Raw genomic sequence first — 22,203 nt, 5'->3', positions numbered from 1 at the left:
ACGCGCTTCACGCAACAGGCTCCACGCTAAAAAAGCCCCGCATTCGCGGGGCTTTTTTTGTGGTTCTGCTTTCAACAGGCATAACCGGAATCAGACGCTTTCTGTAGGAGCCCAGCTTGCCTGGGCGAATTCCTGTAATGGCTAATTGCTTCTGTAGGAGAGCCAACTTGTTGGCCGAAAAAGCGTGAAGCAAGTTTCAAGTTACAAGTTTCAACGCGGGGCTGGTTTTCGTAACGTCTAGCTCATCGTGCGATTCAGGCTGGATCGCGGGCACGGTCATGAATTCGGCAGCGAGCCATCACGCGCCTTGTAACTTGTAGCTTGCCACTCACCCCCTTTCGGCCAACAAGTTGGCTCTCCTACAGGTGTTTTCTTTCCGTTTCCTTTGCTCAGGTGTTCGCCCAGGCAAGCTGGGCTCCTACGGAAATGCAGGGAAGTTGTTATCCGTTAGATGCGCGGCGCAGGGTTCTGGCGGGCGTTTCACCGAAGCGGGCGCGGTAGGCGCGGGAGAAGTTGCTGACATGGCTGTAGCCGATTTTTTCGCTCACCTCCCTCACAGATAGCTCGCCACTTTCCAGCCAGCGGTTGGCGGCAGACATTCTTTCGTTGCGCACATACTCGGCGCAACTGAGGTGGTACTTCTGCCGAAACAGTTGATCCAGCCGGCTTTCGGATAGCCCCGCCAAGCATGCCAGTTTGGCAATGGAAAGATCGTCGTGAAGATGGTGTTCGATGTGCGCAGTAATGTCTGCCAGTGCCTGTTTTTCCCAGACAATGATGCGGTCGTCATTGAAATCATCATCACAGAACAGTTCGATAATTTCCGCCAGAAACAGGTTGGCGATGCCTTCCAGTTTCAGCATGCGGGCGCTGCCGCGAGCGTTGTGATCAAACAGGTTGCCGCCCAGTTGCCGTAAACGGCTGCTGGGGGAGAACGACTGGCCAATCTGAATCTCGCCAAATTTTTCATCACGAAAAAGCGATAACTTTTCCGGAAGTTCGCCACCAAAGCGTTCCAGCAAGGGCGCAAGCGTGGATGCCACGCCCACATGGCGAATCAGTTGCCCCTTGAACAATCGGAAACGACTGCCTGACGGGTCCACGCGCATCAGCAGGGCGGAATCGTTGCTCAGGCTGAAGGTATTACCATTGGGGTGGCTTAATTCCGAATGCCCTTGCAGGTGCATGGCGGAGCCGATCCAGGGTTCACTGAAACTGTTCTGCACCTGCACGTGGCAGTCATCCAGCGCTTCGTATTCCATGCGGTAAAGCACCATGCCACTGGCAAACTCCAGGCGCTCCATTCTTCCCCTGACGCCGGGCAGGTCGATAGCCTGGCCACCATTCATATGGGCGACTACCAGGCGGGATGGCGTCTCGCTGTTGTTGTGATTATCCATAATAAAAATGGCCTGAAGTCATCAAAAAGAATGAGTGTCCCGGAAAAATGATAAAACCCCGGAAAATGACATAAGTGAGAAGTGGTTCTCACTCAGGCCGCTCTCTACCCTACAGCGCAGAAATAAAAAAATCATGTCGGGGTAGGCCATGTCTCTGTTCAATCGACGTCACCATGGTGGCGAGTCTCAGGCTGTTCGCGCAGAAATACTGTGTGCGTTTGGGGCGGCGCTGGCGTTCCTGTTGTTGTTGCCAGGGGCCGCAAGCGCGGCGGCGGATGGCGCCGATGGCACAGGGCATGACGGTGTGACCGGCGGGCAGGGGCAGGATGGTGGTGACGGCGGGCTGTTTGATAATGGTGGCAACGGTGGTGATGGCGTCAGTCTGGTGTACACGGACGCGCCTGCCTATGAGGCGTCGACCACAACCGGTATTGACGCGGACGTAACGGATCTGACCTCCCTGGCGGGCATCAATAATGGTGACCAGATCCGCGTCACCGTGGATAGTTTTGTGACCATTTTCACCATCAATACTGGTGACAGATTGATTGATTTGGCTGCGACCATTGACCAGATCATCAGCCCCTTTGAGATGAGTGCCAGTGTGACTGACAGCATGCCGGGTGGTGACCAGCTGATCATCGAGGGCGCACAGAACTTCCTGGATCTGGAAATCGTCAACGCTACCGGATCTCCCCTTTCCTCAGTTGGGATTCACTTCGATAACCTGCCCGGGACCCTTGGCAACCCCTACCGCCCCTTCAGCCACGGCGGTGATGGCGGCAACGGCGGGGCCGGTATGTTGCTGGGCGATGTCAGCCATATCCACGCAGCGGCCACTGCTGGGGGTGACGGTGGTGCCGGCGGCAGCTCGGATTATTACTACGGCAATGGTGGTCATGGCGGTGACGGTGGCGCGGGCGTGGAGCTCACGGACGGGGCCGCCAGTGTCACACTCGCGGGCGGGGTGGCAGGGCCAATCACCTATACCGGCGGCAATGGCGGTCAGGGGGGCGATGGCGGCGCTGAGGGGATCGGTGGTGACGGCGGCAACGGCGGCGACGGAGTGCTGGCGCTCAACGGCGGCACCCTGACGGTGGACTCCGGTGCGGTGGTCGCAGGCGGGGACGGTGGTCTGGGCGGTGGTGGTGGCACGGCGGGTAGCGATGGTGTCGGCGGCTACGGCATCCACGGCGCCAATCTGGATGTGACCTTGGCCGGCACCGTGAACCCCGGCGCCAACCAGCCCACCGCCATCCTCTTTGCCAGTGGCGACAACCGCCTGACCCTGGATAGCGGCTACAGCCTGGGCGGCAATGTGCTGGCCAATGGCAGCAATGACGTACTGGCGCTGGGTGGCGATGTTGACGGTAGCTTTTTTACGAATGCTGTGGGAAGCACCTTTCAGGGTTTTGAAGGTTTTGAAAAAACCGGTGCCAGCACCTGGACGTTAACGGGTGGCAGGCCTCAGGACTGGTGGGTACGAGAGGGTACGTTGCAGGGGAGCGCCTATAACCTGGAAGGCAATATTCTTAACGACGGCCATGTATTGATTGACGATTTCTCTGCTGGTGATTACGCGGGGAGGATCAGCGGTAGCGGCAGTGTTACCTGGAATGTGAATTCCATTTTGCTGCTTACACCACAGACCTATACCGGCCTGACGCATCTGACCTCTGGGACTTTTTCCATCCGCTCGGCGGATGCTCTTGCCGGGGATATCCTGATTGAAGCCGGGGCGCAAATTGTTGCCGATGGTGGGGCGGCGCCGGTGCAATATGACGGGGTGATTTCGGGAGATGGGGGTTATAGCATTAACGGAGCGAATGTGGTCTGGACGGGAGACCATACCGGTTTTACAGGGATGACCAGTCTCCGTAGCGGTGCGACACTGACTCTGGGAACGGGAGGCAACACTGGCACCATCGTGGGGGATGTGGCGTTTGGTGGCACCTCTCCCGGCACCCTGGAAATCAATCGCGGCAATGACTATCTCTACGACGGCGCTATTTCCGGTGAAGGCAACCTGATCAAGAATGGCGCCGGCAATTATATTCTCTCTGCCGATCATTCCATGACGGGCAATGCCACGGTGAATGCCGGCGGCATGTTCGTGAACGGCGCCATGAATGGCGTGACCTTTACCGTGAACAACGGCGGCCTGCTGGGCGGCAGTGGTTCGCTGGGCAGCACCACAGTGCTGTCCGGCGGCACCCTGACACCGGGGGATGGTCTGGGTGCGCTGACCATCAACGACAACTTGACCCTGGAGCAGGGCAGTTTGCTGGATTTCGGGTTCGGCGCGCCCAGTGGTGATTTCTCCACGCCGGGTTCCAGCGACAGTGTCTCCGTCAACGGTGATCTGGCCATCAATGGCTCGACGCTGACGCTCAACGATACGGGCAGCTTCGGGCCGGGTCTGTATCGCCTGTTCGATTACACTGGCACCCTTTCCGAAAGCAACGGTGGCCTGCAACTGGCGAACCCGGATCCCGCCTACGCCCTGCAATATCTGGCCGGCGACAAGCAGATCAACTTGATCAATACCGTTGGCACCACGCTGAATTTTTGGAACGCCAACGGCCTGGCCAGCGGCACCACCCAGGGCGGTGGCGACGGCACCTGGACGGCGACGAATCACGTCTGGACCGATGCCACCGGCTCCATCACCGGCCCCATGATTCCCTCTCCCGGTTTTGCCATCTTCGCCGGCGATGCCGGCACGGTAACGGTGTCCGATGCGGATGGCGCGGTGGAGGCGGAAGGCATCCAGTTCGCCAGCGATGGCTACGTGCTCACCGGCGATGCCCTGAACCTGACCGGTACGGAAGGGGAGATTCGGGTAGGCGATGGCAGCGCGGCCAGCAGCAATTATGTGGCGACGATTGCGAACAACATCACTGCGACGAATGGGTTGGTTAAAACCGGTGAGGGAACGCTGGCGTTGTCCGGCGGGCCGTCTCAGGCCCAGGACTGGTGGGTGCGGGAAGGCACGATGCAGGGAAACATTGATAACCTGGGTGGAAATATTCTTAACGACGCTCATGTGTGGATTGACGGTTCGAATACTTACCAGGGGACAATCAGCGGTAGCGGCAGCGTTACCTGGAATGTGGGGTTCATCGAGCTGAACAATGCACAGACTTACTCCGGCCTGACGCATATCAGGTCAGGCTTCATAGGTATTGACTCTGCTGTTCCCTTTGCCGGGGATATCCTATTGGAGGCTGGCACACAGATTACGACCTACGCAGGAACAGGATCAGCTCAGTATGATGGAGTGATATCGGGTGAGGGGACTTTTGTACAAGTCGGTGGGAATGTTACCTGGACGGGAGACCACACCGGTTTTACAGGGGTGACAAGCCTTTCTCAGGGTGCGCATCTTACCCTGGGAACGGGAGGCAACACTGGCACCATCGTGGGGGATGCGGTGTTTGGTGGCACTCCCGGCACCCTGGAAATCAATCGCGGCAATGACTATTTCTACGACGGTGTCATTTCCGGCGCCGGTAACCTGATCAAGAACGGTGCCGGCAATTATATTCTTTCTGCCGATCATTCCATGACGGGCACTGCCACGGTGAATGCCGGCGGCATGTTCGTGAACGGCGCCATGAATGGGGTGGCCTTTACCGTGAACGATGGCGGCCTGCTGGGCGGCAGTGGTTCGCTGGGCAACACTACGGTGAACGCCGGCGGCACCCTAGCCCCAGGCAACTCCATCGGCACCCTCAACATTAATGGTGATTTGACCTTTAACAGCGGCAGTGTGCTGGCACTGGAAGTGGACCCGGCCAGCAACAGTGGCGATGTGATCAATGTGACCGGCGAGGCTTTTTTGGCCGGTTCGGTACTGCATGTGGGCAACGATGGCGACTACCAGCCGTTCAGTGCCTACACCTTTCTTAACGCTGCTGGCGGCATCAACGGCCAGTTCGATGGCGTGACCTCCAACTATGCGTTCCTGGATCCTTCGCTGACCTACACCACGGATTCGGTGTCGCTGGCATTGCTGCGTAATGACCAGTCCTTTGCCGGCGTGGTGCTCACCGACAATCAGCGCGCCGTGGCCAACAATGTGGACGGCATGGCCAGCGCCCATGCGCTGTATCAACAGGTGGTACAGATGAGCGAGACGGAAGCGGCAGAGGCGTTCCAAACCTATAGCGGCGACAGTTTGCTGGCGGGCCTCACCGCCGGGCAGCAGTTGCAGCAACGGTTCGCCATCGGCATGCGCCAGCGTGGCCGTAATGTGGGCAGCCATTCCGGCGGTGGCATGGAGGCGCGCCTGTCCCGCCAATTGCAGGCGCTGGCGGCGCCGTCGGATGCTTACGCGCAGGCAGCCAATTCGACTCCGGTGGCGGCACAGGCTGCGGGCGACGCTCAGCAGCGCCAGCGCAACGGCGTCTGGGTGCAGGCCCAGTCCTCCCGGTTTGAAGAAGATCGCCAGGATGATGTCGGCAATGCGGCCTTCACCTTCCGCGGTGATCAACTGGCGCTGGGGATGGATCGTCAGGGAGAGCAATGGTTGCTGGGGATGGCGGCAGGTAGCGCCGATGGCACCCTGGATTACGATGACCGTCAGGCAGACGGAGAGGGCTCTTCCTGGTTTGCCGGCCTCTATGGGCGCTGGAGCAGCATGGGGGCCTGGTTCCTGCGTGGCGACCTGAGCTATGGCAGCAGTGATGTGTCCCAACAGCGCATGGTGCTGGGCGCACCGGCAGAATCCGACAGCAGCGTGGATGCCCTGCGCGTGGCACTGGAGTCCGGTTGGGATCTGGCCTGGGGCGAAAACGGCCTGCACCCCTATGTGCAGGTAGCCATGACCCGCATCGAACGGGACAGCTTCAGCGAAACCGGCGGCGGCATCGCCGGCCTGAGCGTGGACGACAGCGAACTGAACAGTGGCGAAGCCTGGCTGGGGGCGGACCTGTCCCGGGCCTTCATGATCGGCAATGACTGGTTGATCGCCCAGGGCGGGCTGGCGATGGTGCAGCCGTTTGGCGATACCCAGACCGAGCAGACTGCGCGCTTTGCCGGCGCCGCCCAGGGCTTCACCGTGTACGGCGCGGATGAAGATGCTACCCAGCTGGCGGCCAATGCCGGTGCGGAATGGTTCATGACTGACGACTTTTCATTATGGCTGGGATACCGCGGGCGCTTTGGTGGGGATACCGAAAGCCACGGTGGCCTGCTCAGCGCCAACCTGACCTGGTAAGGACCGACGATGACAACCACGATAATGATCAAACGCACGGCGGTTGCCAGTCTGCTTGCCCTGGCAGGCTGCACCACGCAGAACACAAATACAGCGGGTGAAAACTGGCCGGGCTATCGCACCGACAGCACCGGCAACCTGATGAAAACCGCCGATGGCCGGTGCTGGCGAACCCCCAACTGGACCCCGGCCATGGCGGTGCCGGAGTGCGATGTGGCGATTACTGGCGTGCCGGACACTGAGGCCGGGGTGGATACTGAAAGCACGGCCAAAGTCGAGGAAGCAGCAGTGCCTGTGACGGTGCCTGCCCCCTTAATCATTGAGTTCGCCTTTGATTCCATAACAATTAGTGAAGCGCGTAAGGTGCAACTGAAAGCCTGGTATCAGCAAGTGGCGGCACTGGACGAGGCCACGGTGGAGGTGCACGGTTACAGCGATCCGCTGGGTAATGCGCACTACAATCAGGCTCTGGCCAGACGGCGTGCGGACGCGGTGGCGCAGTGGTGGCTGCAACAGGGGGACGACATTGCTGATCTGAACGTGCAAGGCCACGGCCCGGATCGCTCTGTGACGGGCGCCCGCTGCCAATCCCTGAGCGGCAGCGAACTCAAACAATGCCACCAACAGGACCGCCGGGCCGTGTTGCGAGTGACAATCCCCTCCTCGCAATAGGCTGTCACGTTCTTCCTGCCTTAAATTCACCACAACGAGTGATGGCGATTTCCCCCCGGCTGGACTAGGCTCAGGCAATCCGGAGCCGCGTTGACGCTGGGGGCGTTGGCTCGGTAGTGGTTGCCAAAATAACTTCAGCATTGGAAAGCGGGGCGCGCGCGGTGCGAGCGTGTGTCCTCGTACGTGGCCGGGGGGTCAGTTTTCCATGGGGGTATTACCGCTGTGTTCTCACAGAGCGGTATTCTGCATTTCCGATCGCTGCGCGATACCTGCATGCCTGCATGAGTATTTCTCCCCCTGTTTTCCAGACAATTCATTATTAAAAAGGTGGGGATATGTTTCACGTATCAAAAACAGGGATGGTTTCTCTGGTTACCGTGTTTAGCCTTGCAGTCGCAGGGTGTGGTGGCAGTGATGGCCGGGATGGACAGGATGGCGTGACAACACGCATCACGGATATTGCTCCTGGTGAAGTCTGTACCAGCGGCGGTATCGAAGTCGGCCTGGGTGTGGATGCCGATGGAGATGGGGCGCTTTCGGACGAGGAAGTGACACAAACAAAAGTGGTTTGTAACGGCGACGATGGTGCGGATGGCGCAGACGGTGCCGATGGCTCCGACGGTGCCGATGGCTCCGACGGTGTGGACGGGCAGGATGGCACTGACGGCACCGACGGCACCGACGGCACCGACGGCACCGACGGCGCTGATGGTGCCAACTCCCTGATCAACCTGACCACCGAGCCGGCAGGTGCCAATTGCGCGGCGGGTGGCTATCGTCTGGATACCGGTCTCGATAATGGTGACGGTGGTGAAGTGGCGGCCGACGGCATTCTGGGTGCCGGTGAAGTGGATGCCACCAACTATGTCTGTCATGGTGTGGACGGTTTCACTGTCTTGACTACCCTGACGGCCGCTCCGCCGGCTAACTGCCCGAACGGTGGGCAGCGCCTGGATATTGGCCTGGATAATGGCGATAACCTGGGCACGCCTCGTGACGGTACTCTGCAAGCGGGTGAAATTGATTCCACTGCCTATATCTGTAATGGCGCTGATGGCCAGGACGGCGCGGATGGTTTGAATGGTGCTGACGGTGCTGACGGGACCAATGGCACAGATGGAACGGATGGTACGAACGGCACCAATGGAAGCGATGGTGCAGATGGCGCTGACGGTCAGGATGGCCAGACTACGCTCATCAAACAGGCTATGGCATCTGCGGCCAATTGTCCGGATGGCGGTGTGACGATTACCTCTGGTCTGGATAATGGTGATGGCGGTGGGGTTGCCAACAATGCGGTGCTCGAAGCCGGTGAAGTGGATTACACCCAGCATGTGTGTAATGGCAGCTCTGGCGGTAGCACCCAATTGGTTGATGCCAACAGTGTTGTGTTGGGAAGTGTGCTGAGTGCCGGGGCTGAAAATATTGTTATCCGGACACCCAATAATTATCTGCTGACAATTAATTGGGATGGTAGCTTCAATGACGACGCGGCCACCTATTCTGCTGCTAATTGTACTGGCAGCGTCTACATCTACATTGATGACAAGCAGAAAAAAATTCACCCTACCGCAGCATATTGGTCTGGCAACGAAAGTGGATTCCTTGCCCCCAATAACCCGGGAGCTGCCGATGCTGTTGAAGCACAGGATCTTCCATACCAGAGTTACTGGTTAGACAGTGCTTGTGTGAATGGTACTGGTACGGTGTGGATGTGGCCGGCCAGCGTCCTTTCAGCAACGACTGTTGGTTTGCCTGCAACGATTACCCCACCGCTAACCTTGCAATAAGGCTTAGCCAAAAAGCCCCGCTCATGCGGGGCTTTTCTTTATGGTGATTTCTATCCTGCGCTGTGAATCTCGAACTGCACTCCTATGCGCTGAGCTTCCAGGGCTGCTCGCTGTAGCCTCTCCTCCGAATCATCCACAATCACGGCCAGAATCTGTATCTGCAGTGCCTGGGCTTGTCCCTTATCCATTTCCTGGTTGGCAATGCGATGGGGGAGATCGTTGAGTAATTGATTGCCCAATGTTTTTTGCATTTGAGGATTATTCTGCGCGGCAACCTTGTCCCATTGCTCCCTTAATTTGGCAAAACGCAACCGATTGGCGAGCCGGGTAAGTTCTTGTGCGGGGGCGTCATGTCTGGCGGCGATGGATTCAAGAACCTGCCACTCCATGGGGGAGATAAACGCCGGGCGGGTATTCAATTCTCCCTGATATTCTTCCCTGCCAATTTCATTCAATGCCTGTTGAGCTGCATTTTCCTGTTGTTCAACCAAGTCGTCGTTGCGAAAGTCGTCGGTATTGTCGGCTTGCTCAACGACGACAGACTTCAGTTCGGTGGTTTTAGTGCCTGCGTTGTTAGGCTGTATATGGGGTGACAGAAAGAGTGCGATACCGACAGCGGCCGCTATCAAGCCAAGGGCGGTGGCCGCTTTCAGGGTATTGGGTGAATGATGAAAACGATACATGGGTACTCCCTGTTCTTGGAGGCCGGCCTGGCAGCAGGCCGGCTATCATGGTTACCAGGTGGTCGGGGCTGGTGGTGCGACATTGAAGCTGTATTGCTGGCCCGGGCCTGACATCAGGGACGTGAACAGGCTGTTGAACAAACCGCACCCTTGCATGCGCGGGAAGCTGGTGGTGCCAGTAAAGGTCAGCTCGCCACTGCCCAATGCGGAGACCGGTCCATCAAAGTTCACGGGGAAGGCGACCGGCGTTTCGGTTTTGCAGCCAAAGGGGATCTGCAGGAAACCAAGCCCGGCGGATTTTACGGTGATGTCTGCGTATGCGGTGCCGTGCACACCCAGTTGACCCTGGTTGTCCAGTGAGGCGGTCCCGGTAGTGGGGGCACTGGGAACTACGGATAACTTCACATCCAGCGGCAGGACGATGTTGAGTTTGGTTGAAAAGTCCGGCACGTCCAGGTTGCCGTAGAGGGTGCCTGCGGTCATGTCGGTGTCGGCAGAAAAGGTGGAGGATTCTGGTAGATCTACGGTTTGTCCCAGCGTGGCCAATTCCATACTGGCATCCAGATTCCATTGATCCAGTGAGACAACAAAGTTTCCGCCGCCGGGATTGGGGTTGGCAGTGGGCTTGGGTTTCAGCGTAAGACAGGTACCCAGTGTATATTTGCCATCCATGCGATCTTGCAGCCAGGACAGAACCGGGGTGGCGGCCTGGAACTGGGTAACGATGTGCTCACTGGGAAAAACGCCGAAGGTCACATTGCCAAACTTGCGGCAGTACTGTTGCTTCAGTGCCAGGTGTTGATCGAGCGGAATAAATTCATCGGCGGTACCATGGTATTGATACAGCGGTACGTCGATGCGCTTGTTGCCCAGGGTTTGCTCGGACAGGGTGGCATCCACCTCCGGGATGGCGAGCAAGGTGTCCAAAGGCGTGTTGCCCACGGTGTATTCGGCCAAATCCTTGTTCATGTAATTGAACAGGGTATCGAACACACACTGGTCGGCTGTCACCTTGGCAATTTCGGTTTTGCCTTGAGTATTGGCTCGGTTGTCCAGATCAATTTCTGTGGGGTACTGGGCATCAAGACCGATAACGGTTTGCAGCAGAAATGAGGAGCCCGTACTGGCATTCAGATAATGTGCAGTATCGAAGAAATCGGCGGGTGTACCGCCTGCGGCAACGGCCACAAGATTGATATCAGCGGCGTAATCCTTCCAGCGCTCGCCGGCCCAGGATGCTGTTTGCCCACCTTGTGAGTAGCCCCATATCGCGGTGCGAGTTGCTGGTGTGATGCCACTGTCTGCGATCTGTGTGCTCGCCCGGATAATATCCAGCGCGGCATGTGCCTGTGCTTTACCGGCCATGTAGGAGGGCGTGTCTCCTGTGGTGTAGCCAGGGTTGTCGGTGATCACCACTGCATAACCGGCCTGTAGTGCCGCGCGGATATTGGCATTTTCGTAGTCGGTACCCTGTGCCATTTGCAGAGACGGTGCGCAGCGCTGGGCCAGGCCATGGGTGCCAACGGCATAACTGATCAGCGGACGTTCACCATTGCCGCTCCATTGTGCCTCTGGTACCAGTACCGTGCCGGTGACCTGATTAGGATTGCCGATGGCGTCTGTGGAGTGATAAAGCACATTCCAGGCAGACACCGACGGGCTGCCGCTGCCGAGGTCCACGCTGGTTTCGCGCTGCCAGATCAATTCGCCCGGCTGGCCTGCGGCGATGACGGGTGGATCATAAAAACCCATGTCGGATGGGCCGGTCATGGCGGCATGGCTGATCAAGGGGGTCAGCAGCAGGGCTGACGTCAGCCCTGCTGCGGCGATGAAGCCGCTGTTGTTGTAACGCATGTCAGACTCCTTTTCTTATTTTTCTCCGACGCAGCGGTCGGAGGGGGGAGTCTGAAAGTAGTGGGTGCCTGCCCTGGCTGCAGGATGAAAGAGGCCAGATATCGGTTAAATATGGCCAACGGAAATGATTGCCGCGGAAATGTGATGGAGTTGCTATTGCCGATGTGTCTTTGTCGTTGCTTCCTTTTCAGCAAGAAATTCCGTTGGCGACAGCCCGGTCCAGCGGCGGAACGCTTTGGCAAACGCTGAGGAGTCAGTGAAGCCGAGCATTAGCGCCAGTTCAGTGATCGACTCACCGCCGCGAGCAAAGTACTCACGGGCGAGTTTTTGCCGCACATTATCCAGTTCTTTCTGATAGCTGGTGCCGCTTTCGGCGAGCTTGCGGCGCATGGTGCGGCCGCTCATGCCCAGCTCAGATGCGGCATTTTCCAGAGAGGGAAAGGCGCCGTAATAGCGCATCAACATGCGTCGTAAACGCAGTGGAAGGATGCGCATGGCTCGGGTGGGAATATTCTCAAACAGGGATTTTTCTGCAGACATGGCCATCAACCGATTGGCCAGAGGAAGCTCTCTCTCTGTCAGTGATTTACAACCTACAATCGCGTTTTCAGGTTGATCGAAGATGACCGGGCACTTGAAGTAACGTCGATAGATATTGCCCCAAGCAGGTTCGGGATAAGCAAAGGTGACGTGCTTTGTGTAATCGTGGGACCCGATCAGCTGCTCCATGATGTTGTAAAAACTCACCATGTTCAGCTCGATAAAAAAATGGGTGTAGGGGGCCAAGGATATCTCTTCCCGAATGATGAATTTTCCTTCTCCTTTATCGACATAGCAGTTCATGGAAAGAGGCGGAAAAAGTTCGTCGCAAAAGCGGGAGATCACCTCAAGGCATTCTCTCAGTGTCGTCTGGGTAACAGCTGCGACGCCTGCCATGCCATGGTGTGATATGGTCATCAGATTGCCCATGGCCAGCCCGAGGTAAGGCATCTTCAATGTCCGCACTGCCTGATCGACGAGAGCGATCACCTGACGCGTATTGATAAAGCGGCCGTCCTCGCCGGGAAGAAAATCAATGCCCGCATTACGATAAAAACTGGCCTGATCAATGCCGATGATGTGTTCGATGATTTCATGGGGGCTGTCGACCCGGAACTGGATCTTTTGTTGCAACCAGTCTGCATTCATATTGAGGCTTTTTCGCAAATCGAAATAAGTCTGAATATGGCCGAGTGGTATGCAGAGCCTGTCCTTGTCCATGTCTGCTCCTGGCACTTTATTTTTATTTTTGTCCAATTAGGCCATTTAATTACTAACACAGGACATAAATGGCCCGACTGGCTGAAAGAGCAGATGCCTTGGGCGCAAGGGCTACCTGGAGGCGGCTTGGCCGATATTTTGCCGGTAACTCAGCGCTTCCCGTAGATGATCCCGTTCCACGTCGTCGCTCTGTGCCAGGTCGGCGATGGTTCTGGCCACGCGGATACTGCGATGCAGGGCGCGGGCGGAGAGGCCGAGGCGATTCATGACACCAGCCAGCCAGTCCCGATGGGGGCGTAGCATGGGCTCCAGATCATCCGGTGACAGCTCCCGGTTGAGTCGCTGTTGGCGTTGCCATTGTCGCTGCCAGGCTTCCCGTACCCGTTGGCAAACGATGGCGCTGGTTTCGCCTTCCTTGTCGCCCAGCAATTCATGGGCGTCCACAGCCGGTACATCGAGATGCAAGTCGATGCGATCCAGTAACGGGCCGGATAATTTGGACTGGTAGCGTTTGGCCTTCTCGCAACGGTAGCCACACCCTTTTTCAGGGTCACCCAGAAAGCCGCAGGGGCAGGGGTTCATGGCGGCCACCAGTTGGAAGCGAGCCGGGAAGGTGAGTTGCTGGGCGGCACGGGCAATGCTGACCTCGCCGGTTTCCAGGGGCTCGCGCAACACTTCCAGTACGCGTCGATCAAATTCAGGCAACTCATCCAGAAAAAGCACCCCATGATGGGCCAGGGAAATCTCACCGGGTTTGGGGTAGCTGCCGCCCCCCACCAGGGCCGTAGCAGAGGAAGTGTGGTGCGGCGCCCGATAGGGGCGCTGGTAAAACAGCTGGCTGTCACGGGGTTGTTTCAGTGAGTGGATCGCGGCCACTTCCAGGGCCTGGCGGGTGCGCAGGGCGGGTAACAGCCCAGGCAGGCGCGACGCCAACATGCTCTTGCCAGCACCGGGTGGGCCACACAATAACAGCGAGTGGCCGCCGGCAGCGGCGATCTCCAGGATTCGTTTGGCCATGACCTGGCCGCGAATTTCGGACAGGCAGCCCCCCTGAAAGGGCAGGTTGCGAGGCGGATTGCTGCTGTGGGCAGTGAGTGGTGTTTGGCCGGTCAGGTGGGCTGCCACTTCGCACAGCTGGCTGGCGGCTAGGGTTTCGGCACCGGTCAGGCTGGCCTCGTCGGCATTGTCCTTCGCCACCACCAGGCTGCGGCCGCTGTCCTGACAGGCCAGCGCGCAGGGCAGGATGCCGGAAACCGGGTTGAGCAAACCATTCAGAGACAGTTCACCGGAAAACTCCAGGTGATCAGTGCTGACCTTGCCGAGCTGGTTGCTGGCGATCAGGATGCCGAGGGCGATGGCCAGATCAAAGCGGCCACCGTCCTTGGGCAGATCTGCCGGAGCAAGGCTCACGGTAATGCGTCGCTGGGGAAACTCGAAGCCGCTGTTGACCAGCGCCGAGCGCACCCGGTCGCGACTTTCCCGCACGGCGGTGTCCCCCATGCCGACGATGGTGAACGCGGGCAGCCCGGGAGCCAGATGTGTTTCCACGCGCACTTCCCGGGCATCAATGCCCAGCGGTGCCCGGCTATATAGCAATGCGTGTGTCACGGCCCCTCGCCTGTTGTGAAGACTGCAGGGGAGTGTAAGGGGGATGCGGGGATGGGCGTGTGCGAGGTTGACGGGGGTGGGTGTAGGAGATTGGCTTTGTGAGCTACAAGCTACAAGCTACAAGCTACAAGCTACAAGCTACAAGCTACAAGCTACAAGCTACAAGCTACAAGCTACAAGCTACAAGCTACAAGCTACAAGCTACAAGCTACAAGCTACGCTTGATTGGAATAAGAAAGGCCGAAAAGTTCCCGAGCTCCTGCATTTCTACGAAGCCGATGTAGGTGCTCCGTTTATTCGCTGCGCTCAACCCTCCTGGGCCTCATTTACAGGCATTCCTTCTGTGGTGCGAACCGAGCGACAGCGAGGAGCTAAGATTCGATTGGCGGCGTCCTTTGTTAGAAAGAGAACAATCTCCCTTCGGTCGCCTCGCTGCGCTCGGATCGCCATGCGAGCATGGCTCCTACGGGTAGGGGTAGGCGCTGCTTTCAGGCGCCACCCTTCTCCAGCTCGGCCACCTGCTTCTCCAGCGCCTCCAGCTTTTCGCGGGTGCGCAGCAGCACCTGTTGCTGAATATCGAATTCTTCCCGGGTAATGAGATCCATGCGGCTGACGGTTTCGGCCAACACGCTGCGGACATTGCGTTCCACTTCGCTGCGCAGGCCCCCGAGGCCATTGGGCAGGCGACGGCTGATGTCGGCCATCAGGCGGTCAATAAAAGGCTGGTCAGGCATGGTGGCTCCGCAGTGTTCAGAATATGAGTGAAGGCGCGTACGGCGTCCTTGTAATCCGCGATGAATGGTAGCACGGTGGATGACTTTGGGGCACGGTGCCAGGAAGGGATCTGCTGTTCTGCACCAATCTGGAACTTGCCCTAAATCGGTGCGCTATAATGGCGCGCCGCCACTGGTGCCTGTCGCTGGTGGCACATGTAACTCCCTGAAATTGCATGATTTTCAAAAACTGGCATGGGTCGTGCACTTATTGGGTCAGAGCGTTCGAGCAAGCTGTGGATCGGGAACCATAACGGGGCTCGAAGTGAAACGGACGTCACCGGACGCGGTGAAAGCTGAGGAGAATGAAATGAAACTGGTTACTGCCGTAATTAAGCCGTTCAAACTGGATGACGTGCGTGAAGCACTCTCCGAGATCGGCGTGCAAGGCATCACCGTTACCGAGGTGAAAGGCTTTGGACGCCAGAAAGGTCACACCGAGCTGTACCGGGGTGCCGAGTATGTGGTGGATTTCCTGCCCAAAGTGAAAATCGAGGTTGCCATCGCTGAGTCCTCTCTGGATCAGGTGATTGAAGCCATCGCGAAAGCCGCTAACACCGGCAAAATTGGTGACGGCAAAATCTTCGTTACCTCCCTTGAGCAGGCCATTCGTATCCGCACCGGTGAGACCGGCGAGGACGCGATTTAAGTTTTACCGTGTTTTGAAATCGACCCATGCCAGGGCTTGAAAAAACACGCTTCCATTTCCGGAGGGTTGCATTGTGGAAAATCAAATTTTTGAACTGCAGTACGCCATGGACACCTTTTACTTTCTGGTGTGTGGCGCATTGGTAATGTGGATGGCAGCTGGCTTTGCCATGCTGGAAGCGGGCCTTGTCCGTGCCAAAAACACGACTGAAATTCTCACCAAGAACGTCGCGCTGTTTGCGATCAGCTGCATCATGTACCTGGTGTGCGGTTACGCCATCATGTACGGCGGCGGTATCTTCCTGAGTGGCATCGGCGACTTCGATCTGGCTGGCGTGCTGAGCGCTTCTGCCGAGAACGGCTTCGACGGTGATTCCGTATACTCTGGCGCTTCTGACTTCTTCTTCCAGGTTGTGTTCGTGGCCACTGCCATGTCCATCGTATCTGGTGCGGTAGCAGAGCGTATGAAGCTGTGGGCATTCCTGATCTTCGCTGTTGTCATGACTGGCGTGATCTACCCGCTGGAAGGTTCCTGGACCTGGGGTGGTGCTGAAGTATTTGGCATGTACAACCTGGGCGACCTGGGCTTCTCTGACTTCGCCGGTTCCGGCATTGTGCACATGGCGGGTGCAGCTGCTGCTCTGGCGGGTGTGCTGCTGCTGGGCGCCCGTAAAGGCAAGTACGGTCCGAATGGTGAAGTTCACGCTATCCCGGGTTCCAACCTGCCGCTGGCCGCTCTGGGTACCTTCATCCTGTGGATGGGCTGGTTCGGTTTCAACGGTGGTTCCGTACTGAAGCTGGGCGATGCTGCTAACGCTCACTCTGTGGCCATGGTGTTCCTGAACACCAACACCGCTGCCGCTGGTGGTGCTGTTGCTGCCCTGATCGTTGCCCGCATCCTGTTCGGCAAGGCTGATCTGACCATGCTGCTGAACGGTGCGCTGGCTGGCCTGGTAGCTATCACTGCCGAGCCGTCTACTCCGACCGCACTGCAGGCAACCCTGTTCGGTGCTCTGGGTGGTGTGCTGGTCGTGTTCAGCATCCTGACCCTGGACAAGCTGAAGATTGACGATCCGGTGGGTGCGATCTCTGTACACGGTGTGGTTGGCTTCCTGGGTCTGCTGCTGGTACCGGTAACCAACGGTGACGTGAGCTTCTCTGGCCAGCTGATCGGTGCTGCCACCATCTTCACCTGGGTGTTCGTTGCTAGCCTGGTGGTGTGGGGTATCCTGAAAGTAGTCATGGGTATCCGCGTCAGCGAAGAAGAAGAGTACGAGGGTATGGATATCGCGGATTGCGGTATGGAAGCCTACCCGGAGTTCGTGAAGGGCTAATTGATCTCACGATCAACTCCAAAAAAGAAAGGGCGCCTGATGGCGCCCTTTTTTTGTGCACGAAATCCTTCTTCGGCTGAGAAACATGGCTATGATGGCGGCCTAATAATAAATACTTAGGTGTAAGTCATGGTGTTGAAGTGGCGTCCTGTTTGTCTGGGGTTGGGGTTGAGCCTGCTGCTGGCAGCCTGCGGTGGCGGTGGTGGAGGTAGCGGCAGTGCGACTCCGGCAACAGAGATGGACCCGCTTACCCGAGCGTTGCAGACCGGCAACAGCGAAGGCCTGGATGATCGGACGTTGCTGGAAAAGGCGCTGGCGGAAATGGATCGCCTTGCCGCGGCGCAACAGTCGCTCGTCAGCGGGTTGGGTAGTGGCGCGCTGAACTACGCTGTTCCCCAGAGCAGCCACTTTGTCAGTGCCGCTTACGGCAACGGTTTCACGATCCTGCGTGGCAGCCAGGGAGGGAACTCTCTGGCCAGCGCGGTGACCGTAAACCGCAAACGGGCAGCGGGAATCGGTTTCGAGTTTTACCAGGATCGCGCCGGGCAGGCAGGCATCGATGAACTGGGCCGGGGGCTGGTGTCATGGCTGGCAGGAGGGGATCGCCCCGCTGGCGTGGCCATGGCGGGCATCCAGAGCGGTGTACTGACCAGCTGGTTGGCAGACTCGTTTCCGCAGAGCCTGGTGAAGCGTTGTTCCGCCGGACTGCCATCCAGCTGCCTGGACGGTACCCAGGTGCTGATCATCAGCGATCGCCCTGCCAGTGGTGAAGAAGCTGCACTTCAGGCGCTGGTGGCCAGTGCACGCGGACGTGATATTGGCGTGCTCTATGTCCATACCCGGGGCTGGAATGACACGGCATTGGGCCATGACTTGCTGGCGCCGTTTGGACTCTCACTGGGTGGGTATGGCGGCAACTACTGGGCCCAGGATACGCTGGCATGGACCAGTGTCACGGCCATGCTGGAAGCCATGCAGTCGCAAGATCCGATCAGGGTGGCACTGCAGCACTTTCATGATCACGATTTTCCGGTGAGCTTTTCGGACTGCGTTACTGGGCCTGGCGGCGGTAACTGCGATAACGACGCCGTGCTGAAAAGCGCCTTGCTTGATGGTGTCGGGGCGTTACGTACCCAGCTGGCTGCGCTGGATCGCGGTGGCAAACCGTTGTTTGCTCAGGAAGGACGTCAGCTTCTCAAGCTGCTGGTGTTGCTGGGTGACGTTTGGCGCCGGGATATTACCTACCCGATGAAGAAAGAAACCGCACCGCTGGAGGATTTTCTCAAGGCGTTGTATGCCGATTACAGTGTGCTCTATCTGCGTAACGTTCAGCCGGCGCAGGGGGATCTGGGCAGTTTCTCCGCACCCATGATGACGCCACCTGCGACCATGACCCTGACCCGTGACCGTGAGGTATCAGGGAATCATTTTACTGCGCTGGGTGCCTATGTGTTGCCCGGTCAAACGGTACGGATCACGCGCCAGGATAACAGCGAGGCCACCCTTGCGGTGCGCATCAATACCCAGCGTACCGGCTCCACCCGGTTATGGTCGGAATACAATCGCCCGCGTTTTCTTTCCTCCCCGGCCATGCCGCTGACCCGGGGTGACACGGTGCGTATTTCATCGCCCTATGGTGGCACTCTGCAGCTGGTGCACAGCGATGCGCCGACAGCGGTGACGGTATCGGTGCGCATGGAAGGCGTTTCCCGTCAGCCTTTTCTGCAGTATGGCCCGGATATGGATCAGGCCGCGTTTGCAGCAGGGCTGCAAAACAGTGAATTGACCTGGGCAGAAATCCGTACCCCGTTTGCCGAAGTGCACTCCCGCCGGGACCGGATGAACCAGTCCATTAACGAGTCCCGCTATGCAGGTGACAGCCAGGCGTTTCTGGACGACCTGTTTGAGTACGTGCTGCGAGATGCCTACGCCCTGGCCGGCTTCCAGGGAGAGGGCGTCACGCTGGCGCCTGCCGTCGCGACCCGTTGCGAGAGTCTGGGTTGGGACTGCACCAGCGCCTCGATTCATGCACTGCCGAAAGTGCAGCACATCAATGTGGACTGGTATGCCCACTGCGGTTCGGGTTGCAGTGGCAACCCCTATGACCAGGCATGGGCGCTGGATCCCTATGGCTGGGGTGAGAGTCATGAGCTTGGCCACAACCTGCAACGCGGTTTGCTGAATGTCTACGGTGGGCGCAGTGGCGAGGTATCCAATAACCTGTTTCCGCTACACAAGAACTGGCGTCTGCTGGATGAGCGTGGAGCCGATATGAGCAGCACCCGTCTGCAGTACCGGGGGGTGTTCGATATTCTCAAGAGTGCCGTGGGGAGAGGCGACGCTTTCCAGGCGGCCTATGACGGTATCTGGGCGAACGACAGTTACGCCGCCAACAACGGGTTGCGGATGGCCTCCTACATTCAGCTGCCGCACTTGTGGGCGGAGGTGGTCGGTGATGATGCCCAGGGTTGGGATATCGTCACCCTGCTGTATCTGGCTGAGCGCCAGTTTCGTGGCTTGAGCGATAGCGACTGGGCTGTCCGCAAGGCAGAGTTTGGCATGGGCACCTTTATGGAACGCCCGGACCTGAGCGGTAACGAATTTCTGCTGATTCTCAGTAGTTACCTGAGTGGCAGGGATCTGCGTCCGCTATGGGATCAATGGGGACTGGATTATGGCGTTGCGGTGGATGCGCAGATGGATGCCTTGATGCTGCCTGCGCAGGCCGCAGTGATCTGGGTGGGCCCGAACAGCAACGACTGGTCGCTGGTGGAGAAAGTCCCGGTGGCCAGCGACATGGCCTGGCCGTTCTGAGGGTGTTGGCGCTCACTGCGCTGGTGAGCGCCGTGTTACCATTCGCGTTTTATCACGCGAGTGGCAGTAGCAATGACAGAGCAGACCGTAATCCGACTTCGCAAGAATGAAGAACGCCGCCTGAAAGCGGGGCATCTTTGGGTCTATGCCAATGAAATTGATACTCGCCAGACACCGCTGAAAGAGCTGCCGGTGGGTGCCGCCTGTGTGGTGGAAGACAGCCGCGGTAAAGCCCTGGGCCGTGCCTTGCTGAGTCCGCACTCGCTGATTGCCGCCCGCCTTTACAGTCGCGATGTGAAACAGGAGCTGTCGCGCAGCTTCTTCAAGAAGCGTATTGAGCAGGCGTTGTCCCTGCGTGAAACCCTGTTTGATGTGCCCTGCTATCGTTTGATCTTTGGCGAGGCGGATGGTTTGCCCGGTCTGGTGGTGGATCGCTTCGGCGATGTGCTGGTGGTGCAGACTGGTTCCGGTGCCATGGAAGAACATCTGGATGTCATCGTCAGTGCGCTCGATGCGGTGCTCAATCCTGCCCATATCATTGCCAAGAACGAAGCGGTTGCCCGCGAAATTGAAGGAATGGAGCGTTACACCCGCGCACTCAAGGGTGAGCTGCTGGACGAGATTTCTCTGACCGAAAACGGTGCCAGTTTCAGTGCGCCTCTGGCAGAAGGCCAGAAGACAGGCTGGTTTTATGATCACCGTGCGGCTCGCCAGAAGATGGCTCCGCTGGCCAAAGGGGCCCGGGTGCTGGATGTGTTCTCCTACTGCGGAGGCTGGGGTGTGCAGGCGGCATTGGCGGGGGCGGAATCCGTCACCTGTGTGGATGCGTCGGAAACGGCCATAGAGTTTGTGCACCGTAATGCCGAGCAGAATGGGGTGGGCGACAAAGTGGGCTCCATTCAGGGGGATGCCTTCGCGGCCATGAAACAGCTGATTGCCGATGGTGAAAAATACGATCTGGTGGTGCTGGATCCGCCGGCGTTTGTGAAGCGCAAAAAAGATTTCAAGAATGGCCTGGCGGGTTATCACGCCATTAATGAGCTGGCCATGCGTTTGGTAAAGCCTGGTGGTTACCTGATCTCGGCATCCTGTTCCATGCATATGCCGGCGGATCGACTGCTGGATGTGATCCACTCCAGTGCTCGCCATATTGATCGCAGTATTCAGGTGATTGGTTATGAGGGGCAGGGGCCGGATCATCCTGTGCACCCGGCGATTCCGGAGACTTCCTATCTCAAGAGCTGGTTCTGCCGGGTGAATTTTAGCCAGTAGCTGCGTTCGGCTGGACTGGGTGCTTGCCCTGTTGAGCCGGGTGCGAACAACGCCGGTTTGCTGGTGTTACGAGGAGCACGGCCAGAGAGAGGATAAAGGAGCAATAAATGGAATTTACGCTGCTGTTTCTTGAGCTGTTCCTGAACGCCATGGGGCTGGGGTTTCCATTGCTGGCGTTCTTCTTTCTCCTCATCACTCTGCTTGGACAATGTGTCGGGCGGCTGGAAGGGTGGAGCCGCTTTGATGCGTTTTACTGGTCATTTATCACTGCTTTGACGGTGGGCTATGGCGACTATCGTCCCTCGACCCGTAAAAGCAAATTACTGGCGCTGGCAACCGCCACAGTGGGGATCATGTTCAGCGGCGTATTTGTGGCAGTGACGGTGGCGGCTGCGACGGAAGCCTTTCACCGCTACACGCCGGGGGCGGTTGCCCCGTAAAGCAAAGAGCGGCCCGCGGGCCGCTCTTTGATCACTTCAGCTTTTCCAGCATGGCCGCCATGCGCGTGCGTACACTTTCGATAGCCTTGTAGGGTCGAATCATCACCTTGAAGTCGATGATTTTGCCGTCATCGTTCCAGGTGATCATGTCGACACCGTTTACCGCGATGCCATCCAGCTCCAGGGCAAATTCCAGCACCGAATGATGGCCTTCGTTGACTTCGCGCACGTAGTGAAAGCTGTCGTTAACCAGCACATGCATGGCCGCAGTCAGGTAAGCCAGCGTGAGTGGCTTGCCTTCCTGTGGCGTGTGCACCAGGGGCGAATGGAACACCGCGTCATCGGCGATCAGGTCCTTGAGCAGATCCATGTTGCTGGTCTTGACGACTTCATGCCACGTGGGCAAACCGCGGTTACTCATTTCGCTCTCCCTT

The 22,203-nt window shown here is 58.0% G+C and carries 15 protein-coding genes; 8 read left to right on the top strand and 7 right to left on the bottom strand.

Going from position 1 to position 22,203, the window contains the following annotated elements:
- Nucleotides 1-440 precede the first annotated feature (440 nt).
- Complete coding sequence (locus GFN93_RS01275; RefSeq protein ID WP_153498631.1) at nt 441-1,400, bottom strand: helix-turn-helix transcriptional regulator; 960 nt, start codon at nt 1,398-1,400, stop codon at nt 441-443.
- 148 nt (nt 1,401-1,548) lie between these two features.
- On the opposite strand from GFN93_RS01275, the gene GFN93_RS01270 reads away from it, so the two are divergent.
- The 3 genes from GFN93_RS01270 to GFN93_RS01260 all read left to right on the top strand — a co-directional run bounded on the left by GFN93_RS01270 (nt 1,549) and on the right by GFN93_RS01260 (nt 9,083).
- Nucleotides 1,549-6,621, top strand: coding sequence for an autotransporter outer membrane beta-barrel domain-containing protein (locus GFN93_RS01270; protein WP_153498630.1), 5,073 nt, complete (start codon nt 1,549-1,551; stop codon nt 6,619-6,621).
- A gap of 9 nt (nt 6,622-6,630) precedes the next feature.
- Entirely contained in the window at nt 6,631-7,293 is a 663-nt protein-coding gene (locus GFN93_RS01265) for an OmpA family protein (protein ID WP_235901613.1), read from the top strand.
- Nucleotides 7,294-7,628: 335 nt separating this feature from the next.
- Nucleotides 7,629-9,083, top strand: a complete 1,455-nt coding sequence (locus tag GFN93_RS01260) for a DUF7151 family protein (protein ID WP_153498629.1) — start codon at nt 7,629-7,631, stop codon at nt 9,081-9,083.
- Between the two features lie 50 nt (nt 9,084-9,133).
- Here the strand turns inward: GFN93_RS01260 and GFN93_RS01255 are convergent, their stop codons facing one another.
- From GFN93_RS01255 to GFN93_RS01235, 5 genes are all read right to left on the bottom strand, one after another.
- The gene (locus GFN93_RS01255; protein ID WP_153498628.1) at nt 9,134-9,766 is read right to left on the bottom strand and encodes a hypothetical protein; all 633 of its coding nucleotides are present in this window, start codon (nt 9,764-9,766) and stop codon (nt 9,134-9,136) included.
- 51 nt (nt 9,767-9,817) lie between these two features.
- A complete protein-coding gene (locus tag GFN93_RS01250; RefSeq protein ID WP_153498627.1) occupies nt 9,818-11,620 on the bottom strand; it encodes a lipase family protein in 1,803 nt (600 codons plus the stop codon).
- 153 nt (nt 11,621-11,773) lie between these two features.
- The gene (locus GFN93_RS01245; RefSeq protein WP_153498626.1) at nt 11,774-12,880 is read right to left on the bottom strand and encodes an AraC family transcriptional regulator; all 1,107 of its coding nucleotides are present in this window, start codon (nt 12,878-12,880) and stop codon (nt 11,774-11,776) included.
- Nucleotides 12,881-12,991: 111 nt separating this feature from the next.
- A complete protein-coding gene (locus GFN93_RS01240; RefSeq protein WP_328594105.1) occupies nt 12,992-14,488 on the bottom strand; it encodes a YifB family Mg chelatase-like AAA ATPase in 1,497 nt (498 codons plus the stop codon).
- 488 nt (nt 14,489-14,976) lie between these two features.
- Entirely contained in the window at nt 14,977-15,222 is a 246-nt protein-coding gene (locus GFN93_RS01235) for an accessory factor UbiK family protein (protein WP_153498625.1), read from the bottom strand.
- Between the two features lie 349 nt (nt 15,223-15,571).
- Between GFN93_RS01235 and glnK the strand changes: the two genes are divergently transcribed.
- The 5 genes from glnK (at nt 15,572) to GFN93_RS01210 (ending at nt 21,769) form a co-directional block, all read left to right on the top strand.
- Nucleotides 15,572-15,910, top strand: a complete 339-nt coding sequence (gene glnK / locus GFN93_RS01230) for a P-II family nitrogen regulator (RefSeq protein ID WP_008930504.1) — start codon at nt 15,572-15,574, stop codon at nt 15,908-15,910.
- A gap of 73 nt (nt 15,911-15,983) precedes the next feature.
- Nucleotides 15,984-17,243 (top strand): ammonium transporter, encoded by a 1,260-nt coding sequence (locus tag GFN93_RS01225; protein WP_328594101.1) that lies wholly within the window; start codon nt 15,984-15,986, stop codon nt 17,241-17,243.
- A 129-nt stretch (nt 17,244-17,372) separates the two neighbouring features.
- On the top strand, nt 17,373-20,057 hold the full coding sequence (locus GFN93_RS01220) for an ImpA family metalloprotease (protein ID WP_153498624.1): 2,685 nt from the start codon (nt 17,373-17,375) through the stop codon (nt 20,055-20,057).
- Nucleotides 20,058-20,129: 72 nt separating this feature from the next.
- A complete protein-coding gene (locus GFN93_RS01215) occupies nt 20,130-21,329 on the top strand; it encodes a class I SAM-dependent rRNA methyltransferase (RefSeq protein WP_153498623.1) in 1,200 nt (399 codons plus the stop codon).
- Nucleotides 21,330-21,436: 107 nt separating this feature from the next.
- A complete protein-coding gene (locus GFN93_RS01210; protein ID WP_153498622.1) occupies nt 21,437-21,769 on the top strand; it encodes a potassium channel family protein in 333 nt (110 codons plus the stop codon).
- Between the two features lie 31 nt (nt 21,770-21,800).
- Here the strand turns inward: GFN93_RS01210 and GFN93_RS01205 are convergent, their stop codons facing one another.
- Complete coding sequence (locus GFN93_RS01205) at nt 21,801-22,190, bottom strand: nuclear transport factor 2 family protein (protein WP_153498621.1); 390 nt, start codon at nt 22,188-22,190, stop codon at nt 21,801-21,803.
- Nucleotides 22,191-22,203: the final 13 nt, after the last annotated feature.

Origin of the sequence: Alcanivorax sediminis, assembly GCF_009601165.1 — a bacterium.
Lineage (GTDB): Bacteria > Pseudomonadota > Gammaproteobacteria > Pseudomonadales > Alcanivoracaceae > Alcanivorax > Alcanivorax sediminis.
Note: the sequence above shows the minus strand (reverse complement) of the source record. Positions and strands in the feature narration are given on the sequence as shown.